8 protein-coding genes are annotated in these 13,553 nt (G+C 59.8%); 3 read left to right on the forward strand and 5 right to left on the reverse strand.

Annotated elements, in window-relative coordinates; all coding sequences use genetic code 11:
- Nucleotides 1–142: 142 nt before the first annotated feature.
- The 3 genes from GY33_RS0118490 to GY33_RS20160 are packed head-to-tail and all read right to left on the reverse strand — an operon-like array spanning nt 143 to nt 4,616.
- The gene (locus GY33_RS0118490) at nt 143–1,234 is read right to left on the reverse strand and encodes an HD domain-containing phosphohydrolase (protein ID WP_031388749.1); all 1,092 of its coding nucleotides are present in this window, start codon (nt 1,232–1,234) and stop codon (nt 143–145) included.
- Nucleotides 1,234–1,623 (reverse strand): response regulator, encoded by a 390-nt coding sequence (locus GY33_RS0118495; protein ID WP_031388750.1) that lies wholly within the window; start codon nt 1,621–1,623, stop codon nt 1,234–1,236. Before GY33_RS0118495 ends, GY33_RS0118490 begins: the two co-directional genes overlap by 1 nt.
- Nucleotides 1,620–4,616, reverse strand: a complete 2,997-nt coding sequence (locus tag GY33_RS20160; protein ID WP_152555262.1) for a PAS domain S-box protein — start codon at nt 4,614–4,616, stop codon at nt 1,620–1,622. The genes GY33_RS0118495 and GY33_RS20160 overlap by 4 nt, the downstream gene beginning before the upstream one ends.
- 707 nt (nt 4,617–5,323) lie before the next feature.
- Here GY33_RS20160 and nifJ point away from each other — a divergent pair.
- Nucleotides 5,324–8,947 (forward strand): pyruvate:ferredoxin (flavodoxin) oxidoreductase, encoded by a 3,624-nt coding sequence (gene nifJ / locus GY33_RS0118505; RefSeq protein WP_031388752.1) that lies wholly within the window; start codon nt 5,324–5,326, stop codon nt 8,945–8,947.
- Between the two features lie 114 nt (nt 8,948–9,061).
- Here the strand turns inward: nifJ and GY33_RS0118510 are convergent, their stop codons facing one another.
- Complete coding sequence (locus GY33_RS0118510) at nt 9,062–9,475, reverse strand: hypothetical protein (RefSeq protein WP_035272695.1); 414 nt, start codon at nt 9,473–9,475, stop codon at nt 9,062–9,064.
- On the reverse strand, nt 9,472–9,723 hold the full coding sequence (locus tag GY33_RS19455; RefSeq protein WP_035272698.1) for an AbrB/MazE/SpoVT family DNA-binding domain-containing protein: 252 nt from the start codon (nt 9,721–9,723) through the stop codon (nt 9,472–9,474). Before GY33_RS19455 ends, GY33_RS0118510 begins: the two co-directional genes overlap by 4 nt.
- A gap of 571 nt (nt 9,724–10,294) precedes the next feature.
- On the opposite strand from GY33_RS19455, the gene GY33_RS0118520 reads away from it, so the two are divergent.
- Entirely contained in the window at nt 10,295–12,010 is a 1,716-nt protein-coding gene (locus tag GY33_RS0118520) for an L-lactate permease (RefSeq protein ID WP_031388754.1), read from the forward strand.
- Nucleotides 12,011–12,157: 147 nt separating this feature from the next.
- On the forward strand, nt 12,158–13,549 hold the full coding sequence (locus tag GY33_RS0118525) for an FAD-binding oxidoreductase (RefSeq protein WP_031388755.1): 1,392 nt from the start codon (nt 12,158–12,160) through the stop codon (nt 13,547–13,549).
- Nucleotides 13,550–13,553 lie beyond the last annotated feature (4 nt).

Raw genomic sequence — 13,553 nt, forward strand, 5'->3', positions numbered from 1 at the left:
AAACTCCATAAAATTAACTTTATCTGATATATTCTGAATTTTTCAGCGTGATGCTCGCAAAAAAAGCCGCAAAAGCGGCTGTTCTTTTATTACCCGTGCGTTCCAAGGGTGAAGATGAATACGGTCTTCGATCCATCCATTCTCAATCCTTCCACATGGCCCGAATCCTCCTGATTTCTTCCAGGACCGTGAAAAACGCGTCAACCACCTCGGGATCGAACTGGGTCCCCGCTCCGGCGCGGATAATTTCAAGGCAGTCTTCCTCGGGCAGGGCGGGTTTGTAGGGACGTTCGCTGGTCAATGCATCAAAAACGTCCACAACGGACACGATCCGGGCCTGGAGCGGAATGTCCCCGCCCTTGCGCCCAAACGGATATCCCGATCCATCCCATCGTTCATGGTGAAACATGGCCAGAACGCGGGCCAGCCGCAACAGTTCGTTGTCCCCGCCGAACATGACCGACTCCGGGTCGGCGCAAATTTCAATCGCGGATTGCCCCCCGGTCAACGGGCCGAGAATTTCGCAGCCGTAATGGCAATGCCGCTGCATGATCTCCATTTCCTCATCGGTCAGCTTTCCGGGCTTGAGCAGGATGTGATCCGGAATTCCGATCTTCCCCACGTCGTGGAGCGGAGCGCAGTCCCGGAGTTGCTCGCAATCCTGCTCGGACAAGCCCATGGCCCGGGCCAGCAAGGCGCTGATTTCGCCGACACGAACGACATGGTTCCCGGTTTCGTTGTCCTTGTATTCCGCGGCGCGACTGAGCCGCTGCATCACCTGACGGCGGGTTTTCTCCAGCTCGGCGGTTCGTTCGCGAACCAAGGCCTCCAGGTTTTCCTTGTACTCCCTGTTCTCCCTGATCAAGCGCGCCCGCTCCAGCACCTTGCGCAAGGTGTGCTCCAGAACCTCCATCCTGTGCACCGGCTTGGTGATGAAGTCCCAGGCGCCGAGACGCATGGCCCGCAAGGCGTCTTCCACCACCCCGACACCGGAAAGCACGACCAACGGGAGTTCCGGAACCTCTTCCACGGCATGCCGGATAAAGGCATATCCGTCCATGACCGGCATGTTCAGATCCACGACCACGGCTTCGAGGCGTCGACCCTCGCGCCGGAGCGTCTCAAGCCCTTGCAGGCCGTTTTCCGCCGAGAGGGTCTCGTAGTCCATGTCTTCCAAATAGGCGCTCAGCGCCCGGCGCAGTCCGTCCTCATCGTCAATGATCAAAATGGCCATCAGTCATTTTCCCCCGACAACAAATCGCGTATGCGCGCCAAAATTCGATTCATTTTCGTGGGCTTGAGAAACACGTCCCGGTCCGAAACGCCCACGCTTCTCAGTTCATCCAGAAGCACGCGATCCGCCGTTCCGGTGTGCACAAGGCATCGACGGCACAGGCCGGTCTTCAAGGCGGACCGGATGAAGGTCGCCCCGTTCATGCCCGGCAGACGCAGATCCACGATGCAGACGTCGGCTGGGTCGCGTCGAAGCATTTCCAGTGCTTTCTCACCGGACTCCACCGCGGTGACCCGGAACTCATCATAATCGTCCAGAAACAAGAGAAGCTGAGCCCTGATCCGTTCTTCATCCTCTACGATGCACAAGCGAGGCAGTGTCCTGTTCACGAGATCGTCTCCTTGTTCGCCGAGGGTAAATCGATAATGAAACAGGCCCCTGCGTTGGGCTTTGATTTCAACCGCATTTTGCCTTTATGGCTTTGGGTGATGATGAAATACGAGACCGAGAGGCCCAGTCCCGTGCCCTGCCCCGGAGCCTTGGTCGTGAAAAAAGGTTCGAAGATTCTGGCCTGAACCTCGGCGGGAATACCGGGTCCGTTATCCTCCACCTCGATACGCACGCCGTCGGGCAAAGCCAGGACGCGGACTTTTATGCGCGGGTCCAGCACCGGAGGCACGGCTCCCGCCATGGCCTGGGCCGCATTGCGCAGCAAATTCAGGACAACCTGCTCGATTTCCGTTTCCGTACAGTTGAAAGGCGGCAGGTTGTCGTCAACGCTCAGTTCGATGGCGATTTTTCTGAAATCATATTCTTTTTTCAGGTCATAGTCGCTTTGCGCCAGGGCCAGTGCATTTTTCACGATTCGCCCCGGATCGCACACGGCGCGCTTGGATTCGCTGCGGCGCGTAAAGTCGAGCATATGCCGGATGATCACCGCGGCCCGCATGGCCGCGGATTGGATGTCCTCGATGAAGACGTCCAGCTTGCGACGACGCATGTATTCGGTCAGTAATTCAAGGTCCAGACCGATGGCCTCCGCTGCCTGGATGTTTTTGGGAAAATCAGATCTGGTACGCTGGGCCAGGTTCTGGGCGGCCTGCAGCACGATGCCCAGCGGATTGTTGATCTCGTGGGCAATACCCGCGGCAATCCCCCCCATGGAAATCATCTTCTCCGTCTCGACCATCATCTCCCGCATTTTCTTGGACTCGGTGACGTCGTGGGCAAAGCAGACCACATACTCCACGCTCCCGTCGTCGCTCAGTTTGGGAGTTCTGGTCACCTCCAGAAGGCGCGGCGTTCCTTCGCCGTCACGCAGCAACTCCTCCGTTTTGATCCGGCGGCGCTCCTCAAAAACCTGTCTGTTGCCGACGAGGCAGAACCGGACTTCCTCGTCCGAGAACAACACTTCCCGTAAGGGCCGGTTTTCAAGCATGCTTTTGGCCTTGCCGAAAAACCGGGCATGGGCGGTATTTACCGCTCCGTAGGTTTCCGGATCTTTCAAATACCAGACATGCGCGTCGATGTAGTTCAATAGGATATCTTGTTCATCAACCAGGCTTCGTAATCGCTCTTCGGCCTGTTTCCGCTCGCTGATGTCCCGGACAAAGGCGCAGGCCATGAAACGGCCTTTACGTTCAAAGTAGTTGGTGGATACCTCCACGGGAAAAACACGGCCGTCCCTGGCCCGGTGGCGGGACTCCAGACGCATCGCCCCGGTGCTTATCATGGCTTCCTTGTGTTGTTCAAAGCCCTCTGCCTGGAAGTTCGGGTCAATGTCAAAAACCGTCATTCGCAACAGCTCGTCCCGTGTATACCCCAGGGAGGCGCACGCGGCGTCATTGACGTAGAACAGGCCACCCCGGTCATCCACCCAAAAAATGCCGTCCATGGCCCGGTCCATGGCAAACTGGTTCATGAGCAAAGCGTCCTCGACGCGCCTGCGTTCGGCGTTGACCAGCACCTGACCGGCCATGGCCGCCATGGTACTCGCGAAGGCTTCTTCGTCGGAATGCCATTTTCGCTTTTCGCCGACATGCTCCAGGCTCACGACGCCCGCCAGCTCCCCCTTGACCACGATCCCGGCGTCCAGCAACGAAGAGATACCCATAGGGATTAAGTATTTTTCACCCAAGCCTTTGGTGCGGGAATCCGTCAGGACGTCTTCGACATGAATGCGACGGTCCGAGCGAAGGGTATCGAAGTAGACCGGAAAATCTTCGGCGGTAAGGACGGCCTCGTTTCGAACATGGGCGCCGGAAAGGGAGTCGTACAGAGAAAGGCATTCCAGGCGAGACCCGTCTTCGGAAAAGAGCCAGATACCGGCCCGGACGACCTGTGTGGCCGTCGCTGACACTTCAGTCAGCCGGTCCAGGGCGCTGTTCAGATCGCCGGAGGCGATCACGGGATCCAAAGCGAGTTCGGCAATGGCCGCGCGTTGGCCACGAGACCGCTTCTCGCTTTCCCGCAAGGCCTGCTCGGCCTCCTTGGCCTTGGTGATGTCCCGGCCCACTCCCACCACGGCCGCCACGTTTCCGGATTCGTCCAGCACCGCCTTGTCCGACCAGGCCAGCCATCGCCATCCGTTCCGGGTCATGGCCCGCTGCTCGAGATACGTCGTATGCGGTGGAACGAAGAGGGATTCCATGGCCCTGGCCGTGGGATCCCGGTCTTCCTCATGGACCAGGGGCATGAACTTTTTCCCCATCAACTCGTCCCTGGTCTTGCCGAACAGGTCGCAATAGCTGGAACTGACGAAGAGAAAGCGGCCCTCAAGGTCCACCTTCACCACCAAATCGCTCTGGGTGTCCACCAGCAGCCGATAGTCTTCCTCGCTTTTACGCAGTCTCTCCAGCGTACCGAGTTGTTCGGTGACGTCGAGCAGGGAAAGGAGGAATCTGTCCTCGGAACCGAACGGCATGGGGATGACCGAGACCAGAAAGTCGTAAACCGGGAAAGCGGGCCTTCCGGAAACCCGCAGCCGCGCTGGAACGTCATGGACCGGCTTCCCGTCGCGCACGGCCCGGTTCAGGGCGTCACGCAGCGGGCAAGCGGGACAAGGACGGGCCTGGCCGCATTCCCGGCCCCTGACGATGCCCTCGCAATCCAGCACGTCTCCGAGAATACGTCCGACAAGAACTTCTTCATCGCCATCCACCATCCGAACGAACGCCTTGTTCAGGCCGAACACGCGCGCATCCTTGTCCACCAAAAGCATCGGATTGGGAGCATTGGTGAAGATGGGCTCAAACGGGGAAAGTGAAGCGCTCCGTCCAGGAAAACATTCAGCGAGCCGGTCTTCGAGTTCCGCTATGCGGGACCGTGCTTGCTCCAGTTCATCCAGGATCTGATCCAAAGATTGCGAACGTTCAGTGGACATGATTTCTCCCGGCACTTGTGTTTATCCTGACGTTGGAGGTCCTACGGAAGGCATGAGACTTCACCAGACATTTACACGAAATGACGTGCTTTGGGGAGAATATGACATATTGCTTTCTCATCATAGATGCCGATAAAAAAGAATAATTTCTTCATTATCTTTGACGAAGCTCGTTTTTCGAAAAAAAACGAATAAGCGATGAACTGTTCCAATCGCATATCGCATTGATCTCACACGTTCTCCCCAAACGGAGCGTATCCAGGACACTTGTATTTCGAATAAGCTGAGTAGATACAAAAAATCAAGTTCGATCAATAGTTACGAACCATAGCTATTGAAACATCGAACACCTCCTTGTAAAGTATTCCGATACCTCGGAAACAGACGGAAACGCCGATACCGCTCCCCAATCTCGTCCGGATTTTCGGACAATGCGATATTCCGGACTGGCTATTTTGTTTTGAACCGTCTAAGATGAGGTCTTGCTTTTGTTCCTTTTTGGACAGAGTCCGCCACGTCCTTTTTTTCAGACGTACACCTCGCCCTTTCTTCCTTTCACCTGAAATCGCCTGCATCTTTTTTTCCAAAGTGATGCACTGCGTGACACATCACGTCTTCGGCACGCTTTTTGGTAGGGCCAGGCAAACGAAAATCTGGACCCGGCACTGGTCCCTTCTTAATGCTACCCATTTCACGGAGGTTGTTTCATGGCTAAAAAAATGATGAGCGTCGACGGCAATACCGCCACTTCCTACGTAGCCTACGCCATGAGCGAGGTTGCGGCCATTTACCCCATCACCCCGTCCTCGACCATGGGCGAGGTCTGTGACGACTGGGCGGCCGCGGGTCGCAAGAACGCCTGGGGACAGGTGCTTTCCATTCGCGAGATGCAATCCGAGGCCGGGGCCGCCGGCGCGGTGCACGGTTCCCTGGCCGCCGGCGCGTTGACCTCAACGTTCACCGCGTCCCAGGGCCTGTTGTTGATGATTCCGAACATGTTCAAGATTTCCGGTGAACTGCTCCCCGGCGTATTTCACGTCTCGGCCCGGGCCGTGGCTGCCCACGCCCTGTCCATTTTCGGCGACCACCAGGACATCTACGCCGCCCGGCAGACCGGCTTCGCCATGCTGGCCTCCAATTCCGTCCAGGAAGCCCACGACATGGCCCTGGTGGCCCACCTGTCCGCCATTGAGTCCACGGTCCCGTTCATGCATTACTTTGACGGATTCCGGACCTCCCATGAAATCCAAAAGATCGAGGTTGAGGACTACGAGTCCATGCGCGCCCTGGTGAACACCGAGGCCCTGGCCAAGTTCCGGACCCGGGCCATGAACCCCGAGCATCCGCACATCCGCGGCACGGCCCAGAACCCGGACATTTATTTCCAGGGCCGGGAAGCCGCCAATCCCTATTACCAGAAGGTTCCGGCCATTGTTTCCGCCTACATGGAAAAGGTCGGAAAGCTGACTGGCCGGAGCTACAAGCTCTTCGACTATGTCGGCGCGCCGGATGCGGATCGGGTAATCATCGCCATGGGCAGCGGCTGTGAAACCGTCGAAGAGGTGATCAACCATCTCCAGGCCAAAGGTGAGAAGGTCGGCATGATCAAGGTCCGCCTGTACCGCCCCTTTGCCCCGGACGCCCTGTTCGACGTCCTCCCGGCCACGGCCAGGACCGTGACCGTCCTGGACCGCACCAAGGAGCCCGGCGCCCTGGGCGACCCGCTGTACCTGGATGTCTGCACCGCGGCCCTGGAGCGCGGACTGACCGGCGTGAAGTTCCTGGCCGGCCGCTACGGCCTGGGTTCCAAGGAATTCAGCCCGGCCATGGCCGCGGCGGTCTACCAGAACATGGCCCAAGGCGCCCCCAAGAATCACTTCGTGGTGGGCATCGAGGACGACGTCACCAATACGTCCCTGCCTCTGGACCCGTCCTTTCCCGACGTCACCCCGGCCGGAACCATCCAGTGCAAATTCTGGGGCCTCGGCGCGGACGGCACCGTGGGCGCGAACAAGCAGGCCATCAAAATCATCGGCGACGCCACGGACATGTTTGTTCAGGCCTACTTCTCCTACGACTCCAAGAAGTCCGGCGGGATCACCATCTCCCACCTGCGCTTCGGCAAGTCGCCCATCCAGTCCACCTACCTGATCACCCAGGCCGACTACGTGGCCTGCCACAACCCGGCCTACGTCACCCAGTACGACCTGCTGGAAGGGGCCAAACCCGGCGGAACCTTCGTGCTCAATGCGCCCTGGTCTCTGAACGAGCTGGAAACCCACCTTCCTGCCTCCCTGAAGCGGGACATCGCCGCCAAGAAGATGAAGTTCTACACCATCGACGCGGTGAAGATCGCCCAGGAAGTAGGCCTTGGCGGGCGGATCAACATGATCATGCAGACCGCCTTCTTTAAGCTGGCCGAGGTGGTGCCCTTTGAACAGGCCGTGGCCATGCTCAAGGACTCCATCAAAAAGGCCTACGGCGCCAAGGGCGACAAGATCGTAAACATGAACACCGCCGCCGTGGACAAGGCCACCGAAGCCCTGCAGCCCGTGGACTACCCGGCTTCCTGGGCCGACGCCTCGGGTCAGGCCCAAACCGCCAGGCAGGAACCGGAATTCGTGACCAAGGTGATGCGGCCCATGCTGGCCCAGCAGGGCGACAAGCTGCCCGTCTCCTGCTTCACCCCGGACGGTGTTTTCCCCACCGGCACGTCTCAGTATGAGAAGCGCGGCGTGGCGATCATGGTTCCGGAATGGATCGCCGAGAACTGCATCCAGTGCAACCAATGCGCCTTTGTCTGCCCGCACTCCGCCCTGCTGCCGGTCCTGGCCAAGGACGACGAGCTGGCCGGAGCCCCCGCCTCCTTCGACGTGGTCGAGGCCAAGGGCAAGGAACTCAAGGGCATGAAATACCGTCTCCAGGTGGACACCCTGGACTGCATGGGCTGCGGCAACTGCGCGGACATCTGTCCGTCCAAGGAAAAGGCCCTGGTCATGAAGTACCTGGCCACCCAGACCCCGGCTCAGGTCCCCAACTACGACTTCGCCGTGACCGTGCCCTTCAAGGACACCATCATGAGCCGGACTTCGGTCAAGGGCAGCCAGTTCCAGAAGTCCCTGATGGAATTCTCCGGAGCCTGCTCGGGCTGCGGCGAAACCCCGTACGTCAAGGTCATGACCCAGCTCTTCGGCGAGCGGATGGTCATCGCCAACGCCACGGGCTGCTCCTCCATCTGGGGCGCCTCGGCACCCTCCACGCCGTACACCGTGAACAAGGACGGCCACGGGCCGGTCTGGGGCAACTCCCTGTTCGAGGACTGCGCGGAATTCGGCTTTGGCATCGGCCTGGGCATCCGCCAGCGCCGGGACCGGCTGGCCCAGTTGATGGAAGCCTCCCTGAACAACGGCGTTGACGGCGAACTGGCTTCGACCATGCGTTCCTGGCTGGCCGGCAAGGACGACCCCGACGCGTCACGGGCCGTCGGCGACAAGCTCAAGGCCCTGCTGGCCGACAACAATGATCCGAAACTGGCCGAAATCAAGGCCTGCGCCGACCTGTTCACCAAGAAGTCCGTCTGGTCCTTCGGCGGCGACGGTTGGGCTTACGACATCGGCTTCGGCGGCCTGGACCACGTTCTGGCCTCGGGCGAGGACATCAACATCCTGGTCATGGACACCGAGGTCTACTCCAACACCGGTGGCCAGTCCTCCAAGGCCACGCCCACCGGGGCCATCGCCAAGTTCGCCGCGGCCGGCAAGCAGATTCGCAAGAAGGATCTGGCCCGGATGCTGATGACCTACGGCTACGTGTATGTCGCCGCCGTGGGCATGGGCGCGAACAAGAACCAGTTCCTCAAGGCCCTGACCGAGGCCGAGAGCTACAAGGGACCGTCGATCATCATCGCCTACGCCCCCTGCATCAACCAAGGGCTGAAGAAAGGCATGGGCAAGACCCAGGAGCAGACTCAGAAGGCCGTGGAATCCGGCTACTGGCCCTTGTTCCGCTACGACCCCCGTCGGGCCCTGCGCGGCGAAAACCCGCTGGTCATCGACTCCAAGGCCCCGGACGGCACCATCCAGGACTTCCTGCTGACCGAAAACCGCTTCGCGGCCCTGGCCAAGTCCAACCCCGTTGACGCCAAGAAGCTGCGTGAAGCCGTGGAACAGGAGGTCAACGAGCGTTGGCGGATCCTGAACCTGATGGCCGAGGCCAACCCCTACAGCGAAACCGACATCGCCCCGCTCCCTGCATGCGTGCTCACGGACACCGCCGAACACGCCACCCCGGACACGAACATCGAACCCTGCGACTCCGGGCGGGGAGCGTAACGCCTCTCAAACAATCGCCTCCCTGATTTTTTGAGGCGCTTCACAAACAAGAACGCCGGGGCCATGAAAATGGACCCGGCGTTCTTGTTTTTCAAACGACTGGCTATAACGCCCTTACTTCAGGATTTGTTCCAGATACGAAGCGACCGTGCAGATGACAACACCTTTGGTCCGTGCGGGGTTGTTCATATACGGGCCGAAATGGCGAATGTCTCCGGTCAGCAGGTGAGAGGACTTCGCGTGCAAAGCCGCCAGGTAAATGGGGACGTCTTTGGTCGGCAGCGTTAGGTTGCATGCCTGACCAATCACCGTGGGCACGATCATGACGTCTTTAAGCAGCATCTCCAGCCGAGGCAGGGAATCGGGGGATTTACGTCGGAGGTTGTGCCGCGCCTCCGCCACACCCTGGTTGGAGGTAATGATAGTCCAGTAACCTCTTTCGGCGATATCAAACAACAAGGATGCCTTTCCCGCTGGATTGTGCGCTGCGGTGAACAGAACATTCGCGTCCAGAAAAAGCCGATTCACGCTCTGTCTCGAAACCTTTCGAGGAGAGCCTTACGATCCGCCACTTCGAGGTGATCTTCCGCAATCCACTGAGATATATCGTTTTCCGTGTAAGTGTCTATCTCCATGACCGCGGCAGGGCGAAGAATAATATTTCCCTGCCTCTCTTCAGCGATCAGCACGCCCCCGGCCACAATACCCATGCGTTTTCGCAGAACCGCCGGCAAGGTGACCTGGCCGCGCTTCGAGACGACAAGTGTTTCATGCATCCTTCTCCTCCTTCTTTTTTACTATATTAACAAGTTTGCCGATATTCCGCAATTCAGAAATTACGAAAGCTGTCAGGACGCCCTCGCTTCTTGACGAGCGGCTTTCCGATTTTTCAGACGCATCCTCTTTTTCGGACACCCCGAAATCCTAAGACGAATCATGACGGGCGACTTGTCCAAGGCACGGCTTTCGAGTAACAATGGCAATCAGGAGTAAATCCGACGAGGAACACGGAATACAATCAGAACACGGCATACGGATTCAACAGGGCTCCTTCCTCATGTCGGTATCGAACGTCTTTTTTTCCGGACTGAAACCCGGCCCGCGAGGGGCATGTTGTTCGTGAACCATCTCGTTTTACTCATTCTTTCTTCGCCGATCAGCGACACAATTCAGGCACGCTTTTTGATAAGAGGACTGCGAACGTTCGCGGTTTTCTTCGGCTGAGGCCGGTCCGGGCTCGATTCGTCACTACGTTTCGGGCTAAAAGACGGGCTGAAGGCCGTTATACTTGGTGGAAGGCTTGCAGCCCCAGTTGTTGGATTAACTTTTTTCAAGGAGGAGTTGAACATGTCCGTTGGAGTCCTGGCACTTATCGCCGCGTTACCCATTGCCCTGGCCCTGGTGCTGATGGTCGGCTTTCGCTGGCCGGCCACCAAGGCCATGCCGTTGGCCTGGCTGGTCACGGCCGTGGCCGGCGTCGCCGTCTGGAGCCTTCCGGTCGGCTACGTCGCCGCGTTGTCCATTCAGGGCGTGATCACGGCCATCGGCATTTTGATCATCGTCTTCGGTGCAATTCTCATTCTGCATACCCTGCGCGACTCCGGCGGCATGGAAACCATCCAGTGCGGCATGCAGAGCATTTCTCCGGACATGCGCGTGCAGGCCATCATCATCGGCTACCTGTTCGCGGCCTTCATCGAGGGCGCGGCGGGCTTCGGAACCCCCGCGGCCCTGGCCGCTCCGCTGCTCCTGGCCCTGGGCTTCCCGCCCCTGGCCGCCGCGGTCATCTGCCTGGTCTTCAACTCCTTCCCCGTCACCTTCGGCGCGGTGGGCACGCCGGTCATCATCGGCCTGACCTTCCTGCGCGACCTGGTGGGCGACGCCGTGGCCAGCGGGGCCGTGGGCGTGAACTTCACCAGCTATGAATCCTTCGGCATGCTCATCGGCCAGTGGGCCACCCTGATGCACCTGCCGATGATCTTCATCCTGCCCATCTTCATGCTCGGCTTCATCTCTCGCTTTTTCGGCCCGAACCGCTCCTGGTCCGAAGGCTTCGGCGCCTGGAAATTCTGCGTCTTCGCCGCCGTGGCTTTCACCGTCCCCTACCTGATCTTCGCCTGGTTCCTGGGTCCGGAATTCCCATCCCTGATCGGCGGACTGGTCGGCCTGGGCGTGGTGGTCTGGGGCGCCAAGCGCGGCATCGCCGTGCCCAAGGACACCTGGACCTTCGGTTCACAGAAGAACTGGGATCCCGAATGGACCGGCTCGGTCAGCACCGCGGCGGAAGGCTGCAAGTTCGAGGCCCGGATGAGCCAGTTCAAGGCCTGGATGCCCTACGTACTCATCGGCATCATCCTGGTGCTCACCCGGATCAACGAGCTGGGACTCAAGGCCTGGCTCTCCTCCAAAAGTATCGCCTGGACCGGGATCCTGGGCTATGAATCCGTCAGCGGCTCCATTGCCTACCTCTATCTGCCCGGCACCATTCCGTTCATGCTCGTGGCCATCCTGACCATCTTCATTCACGGCATGCCCGGCGACAAGGTCAAGACCGCCTGGGTAGATTCCATCAAGAAGATGAAAAACCCGGCCATCGCCTTGTTCTTCGCCGTGGGTCTGGTCTCCATCTTCCGCGGGTCCGGCATCGGCGATCTGGCCCTGAACCCCAACGCCTACCCCTCCATGCCTCTGGCCATGGCCAGTGCGTTGTCCGAACTGGTGGGCCAGGGCTGGCCGATGTTCGCCTCCTTCGTCGGCGGCCTGGGGGCCTTCATCACCGGCTCGAACACGGTGTCCAACCTGCTCTTCGCCGAGTTCCAGTGGGGCATGGCCACCCAGCTTGACCTGCCCCGCCAGATCATCGTCGCGGCCCAGGCCGTGGGCGGCGGCATGGGCAACATGGTCTGCATCCACAACATCGTGGCCGTGTGCGCCGTGGTCGGTCTGTCCGGACAGGAAGGCGCCATCCTGCGCAAGACCTTCTGGCCCTTCCTGCTCTACGGAGTGGTCGTGGGTCTGATGGTCATCCTGCTGCTGAACATCCTGCCTGCCAACCTCTTCTAAACCTGCTTCCCTCCCCGGGCGGACCAACATCCGCCCGGGGATCTTTCGCCAAGGTCGGCTCAAGGCTTGATGGGCACGGCTCACGCCTGAACACTTTCCGTAAGCAGTGCGCATTGAAACTTGAACCCCACGCAAAGGAGATTTGCAATGATCAGAGATGCCTTGAAAAACGAATTCCAGCGAATCGTCGGCAAGGACAACGTGATGACCGAGCCTGCCGAATTGCACGCCTATTCTTACGATTCCGCGGTCCTGGATCAGACCCAACCAGCCATCGTGGTCCGCCCGGAGAATTCTGAAAGTCTGGGTCAGGTGGTCAAGCTGTGCAACGAGAACGGCCTGAAGCTCACCGTGCGCGGTGCCGGGACCAACCTGTCCGGCGGAACCATTCCCCACCCCGGCGGCGTGGTCTGTCTGACCACGGCTTTGGACAAGGTTTTGGAGATTAATGAGGAGGACCTCTACGCCGTTGTCCAGCCCGGCGCGGTCACGGCCAAATTCGCGGCTCAGGTGGCCGCCAAGGGCCTGCTTTACCCGCCTGATCCCGGCTCCCAGGCCGTGTCCACCCTGGGCGGCAACGTGGCCGAGAACGCCGGAGGCCTGCGCGCCCTGAAGTACGGCGTGACCAAGGACTACGTCATGGGCGTGGATTTTTTCGACGTCAACGGCGAACTGATCCGCTCCGGCGGCAAGACCGTGAAGTGCGTCACCGGGTACAACCTGGCCGGGTTGATGGTCGCCTCTGAAGGTACCCTGGGCGTCTTCGAAAAGCTCATCCTCAAGCTGGTCCCGCCGCCGGCAGCCTACAAAGCCATGATGGCCGTGTTCCCGGACGTGATGGACGCGTCCCGGGCCGTGGCCGCGATCATCGCCAACAAGATCGTCCCGGCCACCCTGGAGTTCATGGACAACTTCACCATCCGCACGGTGGAGAACTTCCGCAAGGCCGGCCTGCCCGTGGACGCCGCGGCCATGCTGCTCATCGAAGTGGACGGCCACCCGGCCCAGGTGGAAGACGACGCGGCCAAGGTGGAGTCCATCTGCAAGGAGAACAAGGCCATCAGCGTGCGCGTGGCCAAGGACGACGCCGAGCGCAACGCGGTCTGGCAAGCCCGCCGCGACGCCCTGCCGGCTCTGGCCCGGGTCAAACCGACCACGGTCCTGGAAGACGCCACGGTCCCCCGCTCCAAAATCCCGGCCATGATGCAGGCCCTGGACAGAATCGCCAAGAAATACGACCTGACCATCGGTACCTTTGGCCACGCCGGGGACGGCAACCTGCACCCGACCATCCTCACGGACAAGCGCGACCAGAAGGAATGGCACAGAGTGGAAGCGGCCATCGACGCCATCTTCGAGGAGGCTTTGGCCCTGGGCGGCACCCTGTCCGGCGAGCACGGCATCGGACTGGCCAAATCCAAGTATTTGAAGAACGAATACGGCGTGGGGGCCATCAACTACTCCCGCAGGATGAAGAGCGTGCTCGACCCCAACAACATCCTCAATCCGGGCAAAATCCTCGGCCCCCTGCTCGCCTAACCGG

This window comes from Desulfonatronum thiodismutans, from assembly GCF_000717475.1.
GTDB classification, from domain to species: domain Bacteria; phylum Desulfobacterota; class Desulfovibrionia; order Desulfovibrionales; family Desulfonatronaceae; genus Desulfonatronum; species Desulfonatronum thiodismutans.